Annotated in this window: 15 protein-coding genes; 7 read left to right on the forward strand and 8 right to left on the reverse strand. The window is 70.5% G+C overall.

The genetic code is table 11. The features are described from left to right. Positions 1-118 precede the first annotated feature (118 nt). Complete coding sequence (locus L0984_RS02200) at positions 119-1,138, reverse strand: sulfate ABC transporter substrate-binding protein (protein ID WP_234192760.1); 1,020 nt, start codon at positions 1,136-1,138, stop codon at positions 119-121. A 163-nt stretch (positions 1,139-1,301) separates the two neighbouring features. Here L0984_RS02200 and L0984_RS02205 point away from each other — a divergent pair, with 163 nt between their 5' ends. The 4 genes from L0984_RS02205 to L0984_RS02220 all read left to right on the forward strand — a co-directional run bounded on the left by L0984_RS02205 (position 1,302) and on the right by L0984_RS02220 (position 6,184). Continuing rightward, the gene (locus L0984_RS02205) at positions 1,302-1,574 is read left to right on the forward strand and encodes an oxidative damage protection protein (RefSeq protein WP_234192132.1); all 273 of its coding nucleotides are present in this window, start codon (positions 1,302-1,304) and stop codon (positions 1,572-1,574) included. A gap of 60 nt (positions 1,575-1,634) precedes the next feature. Then, positions 1,635-3,509 (forward strand): FAD-dependent 5-carboxymethylaminomethyl-2-thiouridine(34) oxidoreductase MnmC, encoded by a 1,875-nt coding sequence (gene mnmC, locus L0984_RS02210; RefSeq protein WP_234192133.1) that lies wholly within the window; start codon positions 1,635-1,637, stop codon positions 3,507-3,509. A gap of 76 nt (positions 3,510-3,585) precedes the next feature. Further along, complete coding sequence (locus L0984_RS02215; RefSeq protein WP_234192134.1) at positions 3,586-4,500, forward strand: transglutaminase family protein; 915 nt, start codon at positions 3,586-3,588, stop codon at positions 4,498-4,500. 151 nt (positions 4,501-4,651) lie between these two features. After that, positions 4,652-6,184 carry an alpha/beta hydrolase gene (locus L0984_RS02220; RefSeq protein WP_234192135.1) on the forward strand — a complete coding sequence of 511 codons (1,533 nt, stop codon included), beginning with the start codon at positions 4,652-4,654 and terminating at the stop codon, positions 6,182-6,184. 133 nt (positions 6,185-6,317) lie between these two features. Here L0984_RS02220 and L0984_RS02225 read toward each other — a convergent pair whose 3' ends face one another. Further along, positions 6,318-7,619, reverse strand: a complete 1,302-nt coding sequence (locus tag L0984_RS02225; protein WP_234192136.1) for a D-amino acid dehydrogenase — start codon at positions 7,617-7,619, stop codon at positions 6,318-6,320. A gap of 143 nt (positions 7,620-7,762) precedes the next feature. On the opposite strand from L0984_RS02225, the gene L0984_RS02230 reads away from it, so the two are divergent. Continuing rightward, positions 7,763-8,239, forward strand: coding sequence for a winged helix-turn-helix transcriptional regulator (locus L0984_RS02230; protein WP_234192137.1), 477 nt, complete (start codon positions 7,763-7,765; stop codon positions 8,237-8,239). Between the two features lie 24 nt (positions 8,240-8,263). On the opposite strand, the gene L0984_RS02235 is transcribed toward L0984_RS02230, so the two are convergent. After that, a complete protein-coding gene (locus L0984_RS02235) occupies positions 8,264-9,214 on the reverse strand; it encodes an adenylate/guanylate cyclase domain-containing protein (RefSeq protein ID WP_370645870.1) in 951 nt (316 codons plus the stop codon). 292 nt (positions 9,215-9,506) lie between these two features. Between L0984_RS02235 and L0984_RS02240 the strand changes: the two genes are divergently transcribed. Then, a complete protein-coding gene (locus tag L0984_RS02240; protein ID WP_155947375.1) occupies positions 9,507-9,833 on the forward strand; it encodes a hypothetical protein in 327 nt (108 codons plus the stop codon). A gap of 47 nt (positions 9,834-9,880) precedes the next feature. Here the strand turns inward: L0984_RS02240 and L0984_RS02245 are convergent, their stop codons facing one another. From L0984_RS02245 to L0984_RS02255, 3 genes are all read right to left on the reverse strand, one after another. Further along, the gene (locus L0984_RS02245; protein ID WP_234192139.1) at positions 9,881-10,849 is read right to left on the reverse strand and encodes an LD-carboxypeptidase; all 969 of its coding nucleotides are present in this window, start codon (positions 10,847-10,849) and stop codon (positions 9,881-9,883) included. Beyond that, a complete protein-coding gene (gene tadA, locus L0984_RS02250; protein ID WP_234192761.1) occupies positions 10,846-11,952 on the reverse strand; it encodes a tRNA adenosine(34) deaminase TadA in 1,107 nt (368 codons plus the stop codon). Before tadA ends, L0984_RS02245 begins: the two co-directional genes overlap by 4 nt. Positions 11,953-12,032: 80 nt before the next feature. Further along, positions 12,033-12,653, reverse strand: a complete 621-nt coding sequence (locus L0984_RS02255) for an FMN-binding negative transcriptional regulator (protein ID WP_234192140.1) — start codon at positions 12,651-12,653, stop codon at positions 12,033-12,035. A 76-nt stretch (positions 12,654-12,729) separates the two neighbouring features. Between L0984_RS02255 and L0984_RS02260 the strand changes: the two genes are divergently transcribed. Beyond that, a complete protein-coding gene (locus tag L0984_RS02260; RefSeq protein WP_234192141.1) occupies positions 12,730-13,827 on the forward strand; it encodes a DUF72 domain-containing protein in 1,098 nt (365 codons plus the stop codon). Between the two features lie 60 nt (positions 13,828-13,887). Here L0984_RS02260 and L0984_RS02265 read toward each other — a convergent pair whose 3' ends face one another. Both L0984_RS02265 and L0984_RS02270 read right to left on the reverse strand, forming a co-directional pair. Next, positions 13,888-14,523, reverse strand: a complete 636-nt coding sequence (locus L0984_RS02265) for a PqiC family protein (RefSeq protein WP_234192142.1) — start codon at positions 14,521-14,523, stop codon at positions 13,888-13,890. Continuing rightward, positions 14,520-16,208, reverse strand: a complete 1,689-nt coding sequence (locus tag L0984_RS02270) for a PqiB family protein (RefSeq protein WP_234192143.1) — start codon at positions 16,206-16,208, stop codon at positions 14,520-14,522. Before L0984_RS02270 ends, L0984_RS02265 begins: the two co-directional genes overlap by 4 nt.

Raw genomic sequence — 16,208 nt, forward strand, 5'->3', positions numbered from 1 at the left:
CTGCGCGACTGGCCGTGGGCCCGCCTTGTCCCTCGCGCGGTGGGTGAATCCGCCCACCCTGCACCGCGGCGACGCAGTCCGTGGCAGGGGCGCGCGGCGTGCCCTGCCCCTTGGCGCCTCACTTCTGCTTGTTCGTGTAGATCTGGTCGAAGGAGCCGCCGTCGGCAAAGTGCGCCTTGTCCGCCTTGGCCCAGCCGCCGAAGGCCTCGTCGATGGTGAACAGCGCCAGCTTGGGGAACTGCGCGGCGTACTTGGCCTTGGCCTTGTCGCCCGTGGGGCGGTAGTAGTTGCGGCCCGCGATGTCCTGGCCTTCGTCCGAGTAGAGGTACTTGAGGTATTCCTCGGCCACCGCGCGGGTGCCCTTCTTGTCGACCACCTTGTCGACCACGGCCACCGAGGGCTCGGCCAGGATCGAGATGGACGGCACCACGATGTCGAACTTGTCCGGGCCGAACTCCTTCACGGCCAGGAAGGCCTCGTTCTCCCAGGCCAGCAGCACGTCGCCCACGCCGCGCTGCACGAAGGTGATCGTGGCGCCGCGCGCGCCCGTGTCGAGCACCGGCACGTTCTTGAAGAGATTGCCGATGTATTCCTTGGCCTTGGCGTCGCTGCCGTACTTGCGCTTGGCGTACTCCCAGGCCGCGAGGTAGTTCCAGCGGGCGCCGCCTGAGGTCTTGGGGTTGGGCGTGATCACCTGCACGCCGGGCTTGACCAGGTCGTCCCAGTCCTTGAGGCCCTTGGGATTGCCCTTCTTCACCAGGAAGACGATGGTGGAGTTGTAGGGCGCCGAGTTGTGCGGCAGGCGCTTCTGCCAGTCGGCCTTGACCAGACCGCCATGCTCGACCAGCGCGTCGATGTCGCCGCCCAGGGCCAGCGTGGCCACGTCGGCGTCGATGCCGTCGATGATCGAGCGGGCCTGCTTTCCCGATCCGCCATGCGACTGCTTGATCACCACGTCCTGGCCGGTCTTGCCCTTCCAGTACTTGGCGAAGGCCTTGTTGTAGTCCACGTACAGCTCGCGCGTGGGGTCGTACGAGACGTTGAGGAGCGTCACGGTCTGTGCCCAGGCGGGCAGGGACAAGGCTGCCGCGGCACCGGCCGCGAGGGAAAGCTTGATAAAGTCACGGCGGAAATTCATGTTCATGCCTTGTTGTGCATAAGGTCGATGAATTGAATTCTGGATATCGCATAAGGAAAGGGGAACGACGGAGTTCTCAGTTCTAAATAGCGAAATCAGCTAAGCCGGTCGTCACCCCCGCACCGCACCCTTCCCACCGTTCTCTCTACAAGAAAGCCCCCCCATGGCACGCATGGTTCAATGCATCAAGCTCGGCAAGGAAGCCGAGGGCCTCGACTTCCCGCCCTACCCCGGCGAACTCGGCAAGCGCATCTGGGAGAACGTCAGCAAGGAGGCCTGGGCCGCCTGGCTCAAGCACCAGACCATGCTGGTCAACGAGAACCGCCTGAACCTGGCCGATGCGCGCGCCCGCCAGTACCTGGCGCGCCAGATGGAAAAGCATTTCTTCGGCGACGGCGCCGACGCGGCCCAGGGCTACGTGCCCCCGGCGCCCTGACCACCGCGCCCAGCCCGCCCCTTCCCGGCCGCGCCCAGGGTGCGCGGCACGGTCTTCGACATGAGCGACATCCTCACCTGGACCGATGAAGGCCAGCCCTTCAGCCCCCGCTTCCAGGACGTCTATCACACCATCACCGGCGCGCTCGCCCAGGCACGGCATGTGTTCCTGGGAGGTTGCGGCCTGCCCGGCGCCTGGGCGGATGCGCCGCAGTGGCGCGTGCTGGAGACGGGCTTCGGCCTGGGCCTGAACTTCCTGGCCACCTGGCATGCCTGGCGCGAGGATGCGCGGCGGCCGCAGATCCTGCATTTCGTCTCGGTGGAGGCCTATCCGGTGTCTGCGGCGGACATCCACCGCGCCGCAGCCCTTCATCCCGAGTTGCAAGAGCTGGGCGCACAACTGGCCGACCAGTGGCATGGCCTGCTGCCGGGCTTCCACCGCCTGGCCTTCGACGGCGGCCGCGTGCTGCTGACGCTGTGCATCGGCGACGCCCGATCCATGTTGCGGGCACACCAGCCCTTCGAGGCCGACAGCCTCTTCCTCGACGGCTTCGGTCCCGCCGTGAATGCCGACATGTGGTCGCCCGAGGTGTTCAAGGCCCTCGCGCGCTTCTGCCGGCCCGGCACCGCCGTGGCCACCTGGACCGTGGCGCGGACCGTGCGCGATGCGCTCGTGCCCCTGGGCTTCGTGGTCGAGAAGGCACCCGGCCTGCCGCCCAAGCGCGACTGCCTGCGCGGACGCTATGCGCCGGCCTGGCCGGTGCGGCGCCGACCGCAGGCCGAGGACGCCGAGCGCGCGCCGTCGCCCGGGCACTGCGCCGTGGTCGGTGCGGGCCTCGCTGGCGCAGCCGTGGCCCATGCGCTGGCCCTGCGCGGCTGGCGGGTGACCGTGCTGGATGCCGCGGACCATCCCGCCGCTGGCGCCTCGGCCTTGCCCTTCGGCCTGATGGCGCCGCATGTCTCGCCCGACGATGCGCTGCTCTCGCGCCTGACCCGCGCGGGCATCCGCGCGACCTGGGCGCAACTGACCGCCTTCGACTTGGTGGAAGGTATCGACTGGGCGCCCACGGGCGCGGTCGAGCGCCGCGAGGCGGCCTCGCTGCGGCTGCCGCCGTCCTGGGCGCAGACGGAGGGCTGGAACGAGACCACGCGCGCCACGGCCGCGATGCTCGCCGACGCGGGGCTGCCGGACGACACGCCCGCCCTGTTCCACGCCCGTGCCGGCTGGGTGAAGCCGCACCGCCTGGTGGCCGCCTGGCTGGACCATCCCGCCATCGCCTTCCGCGGCGGCGCGCGCGTGGAAGACATCGAGGCCGTGCCGAGCGGCGGCTGGCGACTCCGGGACGCCGGCGGCCAAGTGCTGGCAGATGCGGACCGCGTCGTCATCGCCGCCGGCCCGGCCACGCGCCGGCTGGCGCCGGCGCTGACCCTGCAGCCGGTGCGCGGCCAGATCGTGTGGGGCGAGATGCCGGCGGCCATGGCCGCACGGAGCCATCGCATCCCGGTCAACGGCGACGGGCACCTGATCGCAGGCGTCGGCGCGCCAGCGGACGCCGCGCGCCCGCTGCAGTGGATGACCGGCTCCACCTACGACCCCGGCGACACCGACACCGCCACCAGGCCGGCGGACCGCGCGCACAACCTCGCGCGTCTGGCCCGGCTGCATCCGGTGCTGGCCCCTTTCGCGCAGGATCCGCAGACCGTCCTGCACGACTGGGCCGGCGTACGCTGCGCCTCGGCCGACCGCCGGCCGCTGGTCGGTCCGATCGACCCCGCCGACCCTTCCGGTCCCTGGGCCTGCACCGCGCTGGGCTCGCGCGGGCTGAGCTTTGCCGCCCTGTGCGCCGAGCTGCTGGCCGCGCGCTGGCACGGCGAGCCCTTGCCCGTGCCAGCGGCCCAGGCCCGGGCGCTCGACACACGTCGCCTCTGGCGCTGAACGGGCCGCTGCGGCCCGCCACTTGCGCCGCCCTGCCCATCGCCCTGGTTTCATCGCGCCTGCCTACCATCGCCCCATGGCCACCCGCTACGACATCCTCCACACCACCACCTATCGCTACAACGAGGCGGTGAACTTCGGCCTGCACCGGGTGATGTTCCGCCCGCGCGACAGCCACGACCTGCGCGTGCTGGCCACCGACCTGCAGGTCAGCCCCGAAGCGCATGTGCGGCTGATCCAGGACCCGCATTCCAACTCGGTCGCGCTGGTCCAGCCGAAGGAGCCGGCGGCCGAGCTGACCATCGCCTGCGCCTTCACCATCGAGCATGTGCCGGCGCCCGAGGACGAGCTGCAGCTGGAGCCCAGTGCGGAATTCCTGCCCTTCGCCTATTCGCTGCAGGAACGGCTGGACCTGGAGCACTACCTGCGCCCCCACCACGACGACCCGGACGGCACGCTGATCCGCTGGGCGCATCAGTTCCTTCACACCGATGCGCCCAACAGCACACGCGAGACGCTCACGCGCATGAATGCCCACATCAGCCAGAGCCTGAGCTACCAGGCCCGCGAGGAGGAAGGCACCCAGACACCGCTGGAGACGCTGGCCATCGGTGGCGGCAGCTGCCGCGACTACGCCCTGCTCATGATGGAAGCCGCGCGGCGGCTGGGCATCGCCACCCGCTTCGTGTCGGGCTACCTCTACGACCCCATGCTCGACGACGGCAACGACGCGCAGGAGGACCAGGAGGGCCCCGCCGAGCGCATCGTCGGTGCCGGCAGCACGCATGCCTGGCTGCAGGCCTACCTGCCCGGCGCGGGCTGGGTTGCCTTCGACCCCACCAACAACATCATGGGCAGCGGCCGCCTGATCCGCGTGGGCGTGGCGCGGGACCCGGCCCAGGCACCGCCCATCGCCGGCAGCTGGTTCGGCGAACCCGAGGCCTATGCGGGCATGGAGGTGGTCGTGAAGGTCACCAAGCGCCGCGACTGAGCAGCCTCGTTCCGAAATCGCGTCGGACTGTAGGACCCGTCCCCGACATGACACCGGCGGGGGCAAATCCCGAGCCCCCCGGCGCGACGCCGCGCTAGGCTGGCGCGCCGCTCGAGGGCGGAACGAATCACAAGTCTTGGAGACATTTCCCATGGATGCATTTCAGCGCCAGCCCCTGCGGCTGATCACGGCTGCGGCCGTCCTTGCCCTGAGCGCCTGCGGCGGCGGGGGCGGCTCGAACGTCGCCTTTGCGCCCCTGCCGGCACCGGCACCAAGCCCTGCGCCGTCCCCGGCGCCCACGCCTGCCCCGGCCCCCGTTCCCGAAGAAACCCGCCTGCAGGACGGCCGCAACAGCTTCGTGCCCGCCGAACCGACGGCCACCACCTTCACGGCACTGGCCGCCGCCCCGGGCGACACGGTCGACGTCAGCACCACCAGCCGCTGGGCCGGCGTGATGGGCGGCGCCGCCTACCGCGTCGAGGTGCCCGCCAACTGGAACGGCAAGCTGGTCATGTACGCCCATGGCTATGCCGGCACCGGCAACACGCTGGCGGTGACCAACCCGTCCATCCGCCGCTACCTGATCCAGAACGGCTATGCGTGGGCGGCCTCCAGCTACACCAAGAACTACTACGACGTGCGCGCCGGCGTGGAGGACACCAACGCCCTGGCCCTGGCCTTCACCGACATTGCCAAGGCCCGCGGCCGCGCACTGGCCACGCCCTCGCGGGTCTACATCACGGGCCATTCGATGGGCGGCCACATCACGGCGTCGGCCATCGAGGCCGAGACGCAGGCCACCGCCGTGCACAAGGTGAGCTACGCCGGCGCGGTGCCCATGTGCGGCGTGCTGGGCGACACCGAACTCTTCGACTACTTCTCTGCCGCCCAGCTCACGGCCCAGGCCCTGGCCGGCGTGCCCAAGTACCCCCTGACGAACTGGAGCGACATCCAGAACCTAGTGCTCGGAAAGCTGTTCTCCTCGGTGGGCCAGACCACGTTGACGCCCACCTCGCCGCTGGGCCTGCAATACGCCTCCGTCATCAAGAACCTGACCGGCGGCCAGCGGCCCCTGTTCGACTTCGGCTTCACCCAGGGCGGCTCCTTCCAGGCACCGCTGGGCCTGTTCGGCAGCGATGGCACGGTCGCGGGCATCCTGAACAAGAACGTGACGGACACCAACCGCTTCACCTACGCCATCGACGGCGACGCGACCGCCTCGGCGGCACTGAATGCGTCGGTGCAGAAGCTCACCGCCGACACCGACGCCAACCGCCTGCGCCGCGACGGCCTGCGCTGGATCCCGCGCAACAACGGTGACATCAAGATCCCGGTGGTCACGCTGCACACGCTGGGCGACCTGTTCGTGCCCTTCAGCATGGAGCAGATCTACCGCCAGCGCGTGGTGGCCAAGGGCAACGGCAACTGGCTGGTGCAGCGGGCGATCCGCGGCATCACGCACTGCGACTTCACGGTCGCCGAGCAGGAGGCCGCCTTCGACGCCATGATCAAGTGGGAGCGCGACGGGGTGAAGCCCTCCGGCGACGACGTGCTGACCGCGGGCACGGTGGCCAACACCAGCTATGGCTGCGTGTTCACCAACAACACCCTGGGCCAGGACGACAGCCAGCAGGTGGCCGCCATCCGGACCGTCCTGGCCGGCGCCGCCCCCTGCCCCCAGTGAAGTGAAGTCCCGCGGTAGCCAGCGCGGGCAGCCGCGTCGACGGCTGCGATGACATGACAGCAGAACGCCGGCCCTGGGGCCGGCGTTCTGCATCTGGGGCGTCGCTCGGGGCCCCGCTCAGGTGTGCCGCGGCTCAGGCGGGCTGCACGCCGGCCGACCGCGGCCGTTGAAGCGCCTGGCGGGCGCCGGCATAGCGGTCCACCGCCAAGCCGTCGGTGCTGATCTCCGGCCGCTGGCCTGTCACCAGGTCCGCGGTCAGCTTGCCGGAGCCACAGGCCATGGTCCAGCCCAGGGTGCCGTGGCCGGTGTTGAGGAACAGATTGCCCCAGCGCGTGCCGCCGATGATGGGCGTGCTGTCTGGCGTCATCGGGCGCAGCCCGGTCCAGAAGCTCGCGGCCGGCAGGTCGCCGCCCGGGAACAGCTCGCCCACCACCTTCTCCAGTGTGGCGCGGCGCGCCGGCTTGAGGCTCAGGTCGAAGCCCGACAGCTCGGCCATGCCACCGACGCGGATGCGGCCGGCGAAACGGGTGACGGCAATCTTGTAGGTCTCGTCCAGCACTGTGGACTGCGGCGCCAGCGATTCGTCCAGCAGCGGCACGGTCAGCGAATAGCCCTTGACGGGATAGACCGGCAGGTCCAGGCCCAGCGGTTCCATCAGGGCGCGCGAGTAGCTGCCGAAGGCCAGCACATAGCGGTCGGCTTCGAGCCACTGGCCGTCGACCTGCACGCCACTGATGCGGCCACCGTCGGTGCCCAGCGCCTGCACCTGGCTGCCGTAGCGGAACTCCACGCCCAGGCCCTTGGCCAGTTCGGCCAGGCGGGTGGTGAAGAGATGGCAGTCGCCGGTTTCGTCGTTGGGCAGGCGCAGACCGCCGACCAGGCCGCTGCCCGTGCGGGCCAGCGCAGGCTCCACGCGCGCCAGGCCTTCGCGGTCCAGCAGTTCATAGGGCACGCCGCATTCCTGCAGCACGGCGATGTCGCGCTGCACGGCGTCGAGCTGCTGCTGCTTGCGGAAGAGCTGCAGCGTGCCGCCGGTGCGCTGCTCGTAGTCGATGCCGGTGTCGGCGCGCAGGCTGCGCAGGCAATCGCGGCTGTACTCGGCCACGCGCATCATCCGTTCCTTGTTCACGGCATAGCGCTCGGCCGAGCAGTTGCGCAGCATCTGGGCCATCCAGCGCAGCTGAAACAGGCTGCCATCGGCGCGGATGGCCAGCGGCGCATGCTTCTGGAACATCCACTTGAGCGCCTTGAACGGAATGCCGGGCGCGGCCCAGGGCGTGGAATAGCCCGGCGACACCTGGCCGGCATTGCCGAAGCTGGTCTCCAGTGCGGCGCCGGGCTGGCGCTCCAGCACCGTCACCTGCGCGCCCGCACGGGCCAGGTAGTAGGCCGTGGTCGTGCCGATCACACCGCCGCCGAGAACAATGACTTTCATGGCCAATCCCGCTGAGAAAGAAGACTCCAGGAGTCGATTGCAGGACTTTATTCAGGCCGCACCCGAAGATTTGATGGTTCTTCTGGTGATCTGCAGCAAAATCCGCTGACCATCCCTGTGCATCGGCCCGCCGGCCCGACGACATGCCCGACTTCGCCACCCTGGACCGCATCGACCGCAAGATCCTGGACATCCTCCAGCGTGAGGGCCGCATCGCCATCACCGACCTCGCGCAGCGCGTGGGCCTGTCGACCTCGCCCTGCTCCGAGCGGGTCAAGCGACTGGAGCGCACGGGCGTGATCAGCGGCTACCACGCCCGCGTGGCGCCCGAGGCGCTGAGCAAGATGCTGCTGGTGTTCGTGGAGATCAAGCTCTCGTCCAAGTCGGCCGATGTCTTCGACAAGGTCCGCAACGAGCTGCTGCACATGCCCGAGGTGCTGGAATGCCACCTGGTCTCGGGCGGCTTCGACTACCTGGTCAAGGCCCGGCTGCGCGGCATGGGCGAATACCGGCACCTGCTGGGCGACATCCTCAAGAAGCTGCCCGTGCCGGCCGAGTCGCACAGCTACGTGGTGATGGAAGAGGTCAAGGAGACGCTGGTCCTGCCGGTGGACCGTTGAACGCTGCAGCCCGCCCGCGGCGGCTCACTGCGAGGCTTCTGCCTTCATCGCCAGCTGCACCCGGCCGCCGGCCGTGTGGAAGCTGATGGTCGGTGCGGTGAAGTCCGACAGCGGCGCGCCCAGGCTGATCTCGCCGCTGCCATGCAGCATGCACTCGTCCCGGCGCAGCGCGACCTCGCTGCTGCTGCCGTCGGCATCGCGGAAGCGCACCCAGGTGCCGTAGCTGCTCACGTCGGTCAGGATGCAGCTGCCGTTGCGGGCCTCGATGCGGGCATGCAGACGCGACACGCGCGGATCGTTGACCACGAAATCGGCCTCGTTCACCCGGCCCAGGTGGATGGGCAGGTCGCGCGCGCCGAAGGCGGCATGCACGTCCAACCACGACAGCTCAATCTGGCCGAAGGCCGTGTCGATGCCGGGGCGGGCCAGCGTCGACAGCGCTGCCGGCAGCGTCAGCAGGTCCACCACCTCGTCCTGCCAGTCGATGCGGTGGACGGTCGGCGTCTCCTGCCGGCCGCGGATGCTGATCGGGCCCAGGCTGCGATGCCGCACCTCGGGGCCGATGCGCTGGTCCACCACCGATTCGGTCGCCCAGATCTGGCCCGGACCCGCGAGGTCGCTCAGCCGCGAGGCCACGTTGACAGCATCGCCATAGAAGTCGCCATCGACCTCGACCACCTCGCCGCTGGCGATGCCGATCTGCAGGTCCATGCGCAAGGCCTCGGGCCACTTGAGCAGGCGCTTGTGGTGGCTGCGCTGAACCTCGAGCATGGCGGAGATCGCCGGTGCGCCGGCCGGGAAGAGCGCGAAGATGCCGTCGCCCAGCTTCTTGATCACCCGGCCGCCATGGGCTTCGCACACATCTCCGACCCATTGCACCAGCCGCGTGACGGTGTCGGTGGCCCGGGCGTTGCCCATCGCCTCGAAAACCCGCGTGCTGCCGGTCAGGTCCGCGAAAACGACCGTGGTTGCCATCGTCAAAGTTCAACGAATTGTTTCCAGCAATTATCTCCAGACGTACGAAATCGCGCGAGTGCGGGGCCGGAATTGACTTAAGTCAACTGCTTTGGATGTTGCTTTGTCCACAATGCCACCTTGATCCCCCGCTTGGGGGCGCGAAGTTTCCCCTGGATCCGCGTGGAATGCCCGCGCCTGATCCAGAGCCCCATGGAAAGGCAAATTTGTGGAAACTTTTATCTACGTTGCAGTGGACTGCGCGGCTGCGTAAGGTGTTCGTCAGGCGACCTCGCATCACTCCATGAAGTCCTTGAACGCGATCTCCCGCTGGCTCCGGGCCCCGGCCCAGATGGCTACGCAGACAGGCACCGAGCGCACGCTCCAGCAGGTGCGTGCCGCCATGCTTGCCGCCCTCGAACGGCATGGCCTCCTGGCGCAGTGGCGCCGCCTGGCGGACCGGGTGACCTACGCCAGCGAGCTCGAAGCACTCTGGTATCTGCGGCAGGATCTGCTGGCGGCGCTGATGGCCGCCTGCGGCGAAGTGCGCGCACGGCAGGAGATGCAGCCGATCAACGCCCTCTTCGGCCGTTCCGAGGCCTTCCGGCCCCGCTTGCGCGCCGGGCTGCGGATGCCCTGAGCGGCCTCGGCCGGGGTCGACGGCCGGCCTCAGACCGGCGCCGCCCTTCAATGCGCGTGACCGTGATGGTCGTGCGTTGCGGCATGGCGGCTGCCACCCACGCCGTGCCCCCAGACGACGAAGGCTTCCTTGCCCTCCACCGCCAGATCGACGGCGGCCCCCACCGGCAGCAGCACCTTGGTCGGCACATGGCCGAAGGGCAGGCCTGTGAGCACCGGCGCCTTGATCTGGCTGCGCAGCCGCTCCACCACCGTCTGCAGCTTGAAGCCCCGGTCGTGCGGCGCGGCGCGGTAGCCGGTGAACTGGCCCAGCACCACGGCCTTCTGGCGGGCCAGCACGCCGGCGAGGCGCAGCTGCTCCAGCATGCGCTCGATGCGGTAGGGGTGCTCGCCCACGTCCTCCAGGAAGAGCACGCCCTTGTCCACCTGCGGGAAGTACGGCGTGCCCAGCAGGCTGCACAGCACGGCCAGGTTGCCGCCCCACAGCGTCGCGCCGCGAATGGGCTTGAAGCCCGGCACCTCGTCGCGTGCCGGCAGGCGCCAGCCGGTGCCTTCGCCGTAACCCTCGACCAGGTCGTCGAAGCAGGCGGCGGTGATCTCATCGATGCCTTCCTCGGCACCGAAATCACCGCACAGGGTCGGGCCGGACCAGGTGGCGGCGCCCGTGCGCGCCAGCACCGCGAGCTGGAAGGCCGTGAAGTCGCTCATGCCCACGAAGGCCGTGCCGCGCTCGATGGCCTTGGCCACGGCCTTGTAGGGAAGGCCGTCGAGGATCCGGGTGAGGCCATAGCCGCCGCGCGAGGCCAGTGCCACGTCCGCGCCGCTCGCTGCGGCCCGTGCGATGGCGGCGATGCGGGTGGCGTCGTCGCCGGCGAATCGCTGCTGCGCGGACAGCGCGGCCTCGTCGATCTCCACCTCATGGCCCTGGGCCCGCAGCCAGGCCACGCCGCGGCGGAAGGCCGGCTTCTCGCGCACGGCGCTGGAGGGGGAGTAGATGTAGATGTGCTTCTTGTTCACCCGCGGGAGTATCCCATCGGCCCTTCGAGGGCCTGCCACTGCGCGGCCAGCGCGCAGGCCGCGTCGGCGGACAGGTCCTGCACGGGGCGGCGGCGCGCGGCCCACGCGCGCAGGGCGGCCTCGTGGCCCTTGTCGGGGAAGGGTGCTGCCCACGCACGCGCCGCGTCCTCGGCGGCCGCACCCCGCACCACCAGCGCCGCGGGCGGAATGACGAGGCGCGGGCCAGCGATCGCGCCCCGCCCGGCCAACAGGTCGGACAGCCCGCTCATGTCGGGATGCACGATCAGTCCGACCTCGCCGATGCCGAGCGCCGCCAGCCACTGCAGCAGCACTTCCGCATGCCATTCGCGCGTGTGCAGGGCCTCCTTCTTGGGCTTGTCGCTGCGGCCGAAACCGATCAGGTCGGGAATCAACACGCGATGGCTGGGCAGCAGGTCCGGCAGGTGCCGGAACAGATGCCCCCATTGGGCCGCGCCGTGCAGGCAGAGCAGCACGGGGCGCCGGTCCTGCGTGCCATCGCCTGCAACGTCGCCCCGGTCGGCATAGGCCAGCCGCAGGCCACCCAGCGCCGGCAGTTCGCTGACGAAGACATGCGGCCCGTCGAAGCCGGCAAAGCGCGCCTCGGGCGTGCGCAGCGCGTCGTCGCGCACCGGCTGCGCCTGCGCCCGTGCCTGGGCACGCCGCCCGCGGAAGAAGTCCTGCAACAGCGCCCCGCACTCCTCGCCCATCACGCCGCCTTGCACCGCGGTGTGGTGGTTGAGCTGGCCGATGCCGAAGAGGTCGAGCACCGATCCCGCCGCGCCGGTGCGCGCATCGGCGGCACCGAAGACCACACGGTCCAGCCGCGCATGCAGCATGGCGCCGGCGCACATGGCGCAGGGCTCCAGCGTCACGTAGAGGGTGCAGCCGTCGAGCCGGTAGTTGCCCAGCGCCTGCCCGCCCGCCCGCAGCGCCGCCATCTCGGCATGGGCGCTGGGATCGTGGGTGGCGACCGGCGCATTGCGGCCAGCGGCCACGAGACGGCCGTCGCGCACCAGCACGGCGCCCACCGGCACTTCGCCGGCGGCGGCGGCGGCGCGGGCCTCGTCCAGCGCAAGCGCCATCCAGCGGGCGTCCTCATCCTGCAGCGCACCGTCCGCGGACAGCTCGCCCGAGGTCTGGGACAACGGCTCGACCATCGGCATCAGCGTCCGACGCCGGCACGGTCCATCCAGGCCTCCAGCCCCGCGGCCTCGCCGCCCTGCGCGGCATGCAGCCGCCGCATCGCCGCATGGGCTTCGGGCCGATGCTGGTTGAGCTTGAGCTTGCATTGCCAGCCGACGACCTTCAGCTCGAAGGCGACGATGCCGGCCAGCATGCGGCGCTGGTAGTCCTCGCCCAGATCGCGCCATTGCTGTGCATAGGGCGGCTCGTGCTGGCCGATGAGCTGCTTGAGCAGGGCGTCCTTCGTGTGGGCCTCCGGCAGCAGGGTGGCGCGCACACGGCAATGGACGGCGACGTAGTTCCAGGTCGGCACCCGCTGGCGGTCCGGGTAGACCGTCGGCGAGACGTAGCCATGCGACCCCAGGAAGACGACCAGCGCCTCGGGCCGCGCCTGCAGTTGCTTCCACTGCGGATTGGCGCGCGCCACATGGCCCAACAGCGTCCACTCGCCCGTGTCATTCGACGTCAGCACCAGCGGCAGGTGGGTGACGAAGGGAAAGCCGTCGTCGTCGTTGGTCACGAGGCTGGCGAAGGGATGCTCGCGCATCAGCTGCTCGGCGAGCGCGGGATCCTCGGCGTCAAAATGGGCGGGCAGGTACATGGCGGACCTCGAAAGGCGAAGCGGGCGATTGTCCAGCCTGCCATGCCCGCGCCTCGCACCCGCCCTCTCTCTTCGCATGCAGGACTCACTTTTCGGCGACGACCTTCCCCTTCCCGCGCCCCCGCGCCCGGCACCGGCCGACGCGGGGCCATCCGCCGCGCCGCCAGCCGCGGACGAGGCGGCCCCACCCAGGCGCCGTGCCAAGGCCGGCACGCCCAAGGTGGAGCCGGCCGATGTCGACGAGCGCCTGCGCGAGAAGGCCGCGCGCCTGCCGCCGTTGCTGCGCCTGGGAAGCTCGTCCTGGCACTTCCCGGGCTGGGCCGGCCTGGTGTGGAACGGCGACTACGAAGGCTCGGTGCTGTCGCGCCACGGCCTCGCGGCCTATGCGCAGCATCCGCTGCTGCGCACCGTGAGCCTGGATCGCAACTTCTACCGCGCGCTCACCGCCTCGCAGTTCGCCGCCTATGCGGCGCAGGTGCCGGAGGACTTCCGCTTCGTGGTCAAGGCGCCGTCGGCCGTCAGCGATGCCCTGGTGCGCGCCGAGGACGGGCGCGGTCAACGCCCCAACCCGGCCTTCCTCAACCCCCAACTGGCGGTGCAGGACTTCGTGGAGCCGGCCCTGCAGGGCCTGGGCACCAAGCTGGGGGCGCTGGTCTTCCAGCTCAGCCCGCTGCCGGGCACGATGCTGGCGCACATGCCCGAGGTGCTCGCGCGGCTCGACGCCATGCTGGCCGCCCTGCCCCCGCTGCGGCCTGCCGCGCCGGATGCGGTGGTGGCCGTGGAAGTGCGCAACCCCGAGTTCCTGACGCCCGACTTCGCACGCGTGCTCAAGGCCCACGGCGCCACCTACTGCCTGGGCCTGCATCCGAAGCTGCCGCCCATCGAGGACCAGTTGCCGCTCCTGCGGGCCCTGTGGCCCGGTCCGCTGGTCTGCCGCTGGAACCTCAACCGCCTGCACGGTGCCTACGGCTACGAAGAGGCCAAGGGCCTGTACGAGCCCTTCAACCGCCTGGTCGATCCCGACCCGCATACCCGCGGCCTGCTGGCCCGCGTGATCGCCGGCACCACCGGCGCGGGCCATGCGGCCTACGTGACCATCAACAACAAGGCCGAGGGCAGCGCCCCGCTGTCGGTGCAGGCGCTGGTGGACGCGGTGCTGGGCGAGACGTCCTGACCGCCTGACGGTCTCACCCCCTGGCAGCCCGATCGCATGGCCGCCTGGGAGTTTGGGCGATCAGCCCGGCGCCGCCGGACATGTCGCCGGCTGACCCGCCTGCAATGCCGCGATGTGCCGGGCGATGGCGTCGGACACCTTCGACACGATCCGTTGGCCCGCCTGCGCCACGCCGTCGATGCCGCCGGGCGCCGCTTCGCTGCCGCGCCAGCTGCAGGTGCTGCGCTGGCTGCTGTCGGCCCGGCGCACCGTCCAGCTCAGGGCCGCCTCGACCTGGCCGCCCTGCGCGGCATCGAAGCGCTGGACCTGCACCGCGATCCGCCAGGGCAGGACGCCGGCCACGCCGGGGCCGCGGGTCGCATCGGTGGCGCCGAGGCGCGCCGCCACGCCGCCAGCGAGTGCGTCGCGCAGTTCCTGCTCGAAGGAGGCCGCCCAGCGGCTCTGCTCCAGCACCTGCACCTCGGCGCCGGCCGGGCCGCGTACCACCATCTGCGGCCGCGCCAGGCGCTCGGGCACGGCCAGCGGCGCCATCTCGATGGCCAGGCCGCCGGGCGGCGGCGCCACCAGCGGCTGGGGCGCGGCCGGCTCCGCCAGCGTGTAGTAGCGGTCGGGCTCGGAAGCACAACCTGTGAGGACGGCCAGGGCCATCGCCAGGGCGGCGGTCGCGCCGATGCGTCGTGGTGCAAAGCGGCTCATCGCTTCTTGTCCTCGGGTTTGCCGCGCAGCAGCGATTCGGGGTGGCGCTCCAGGTAGTCCGTCAGCACGCGCACCGATCCCGCCGCGCGCGTCAGCTCCTGCAGCGTCGAGCGCAGGTCCTGCTGCACCGGCGCGTCCTCCGACAGCGTGCGGGTGGCGGCATCGATGGTCTTGCGCGCGTCCTTGACGGCGGCGGCGATCTCGGGCGTCACGTCGTTGTTGATGCGCGTGACGGTGGCCTCGGCGCTGCCCAGCGTCTTGTCGAGCGTGGCCAGGGTCTTGCGCAGGTCGCCCGCGATCTCCTGGAAGGGGATCTTGTTGACCTTGGTCGCGATCTCCTGCAGCTGCTCCTGCAGCTCGTCGAAGCTGCCAGCCACCGTGGGGATCTGGATCGGGTCCTGGTTGGTGTCGACCTTGACCGGCTTCTCCTTGGGGAAGAAGTCCAGCGCCACATAGAGCTGGCCCGTCAGCAGGTTGCCGGTGCGCAACTGGGCGCGCAGGCCACGGCCGATGAGGAAGCGCGTGCGCTCCTGCTGCGTGAAGCGGGGCTCCACCGGCAAGGGCGCCTGCTTGCCGTCGCGCGTGTCGGAGCGCCGCAGGCGGTCGGGGTAGACCGTGACCACCACCGGCATCAGGAACTCGCGCTCGTTGCGGTCGAACTGCACGCCGATGGATTTCACCTCCCCGATGATCACGCCGCGGAAGTCCACCGGCGCGCCGGGCGCCAATCCGCGCAGCGACTGATTGAAGTACATCAGCAGCGTCTGCGGCGGCCCATCCGGTGGCTTCATGGCCGTGGTCTCGTCGTCGGCCAGTGCGAACACGGAGTTCTCGTCGGCAGGCGGACCCATCACGTCATCCGGCGCGGCGAAGGCGATGCCGCCGAGCACGATGGAGGCCAGCGACTGGGTGCGCACCTCGAAGCCGCTGGCGCCCGCCTGCACCTGCAGGCCGCTGGCATGCCAGAAGCGGGTGTTGGCGCCGATGAAGCGGTCGTAGGGCGAATCGATGAACACCCGCAGCGCCACGCCGCGGCCATCGCCGTCGAGTTCGACCGAGGCCACCTGCCCCACCCGCACGCGGCGGAAGTACACCGGCGAGCCGATGTCGAGCGAGCCCGCATCCCGCGAATGCAGCTGGAACTGCCGGCCGCTGGCGTCGCGGGTGACGATGGGGGGCGCCTCCAGGCCAGCGAACTCGCTGGCGGTCTCTTCCTCGGCGCCCGCGTCGGCGCCGATGTACGCCCCCGAGAGCAGCGTGTTCAGGCCCGAGACGCCCGAGGTGTCGAAGCGCGGCCGCACCACCCAGTAGCGTGCGTCCTTGGCGGTGAAGCCCTCGGCGGCGTTCTTGTCCAGCTCGACCGTCACGCGCACATGCGAGCGGTCGCGTGCCAGGCGGATGTTGTGCACGGTGCCGATCTGCACGTCCTTGTACTTCACGGCCGTCTTGCCCGCCTCCAGGCCCTCGGCGGTCTTGAAGGTGAGGACGATCTCGGGACCGCGGTTCCAGAGCACCTTGGCCACCAGCGTGATGCCCACCATCGCCGCGACGATGGGGATCAGCCAGATCAGCGAGGGCACCCAGTCGCGGCGCCGTACCACGCGGGGGCGCGCCAACGCAGGCGGCGCGGCGGGCGCGCCGGCATCGGCAGGGGTCTGGCCTTCGCGAGGCCCGGGTTCACTCAT

Origin of the sequence: Pseudacidovorax sp. NFM-22 (assembly GCF_021401245.1) — a bacterium.
Taxonomy (GTDB): Bacteria; Pseudomonadota; Gammaproteobacteria; order Burkholderiales; family Burkholderiaceae_C; genus Xenophilus.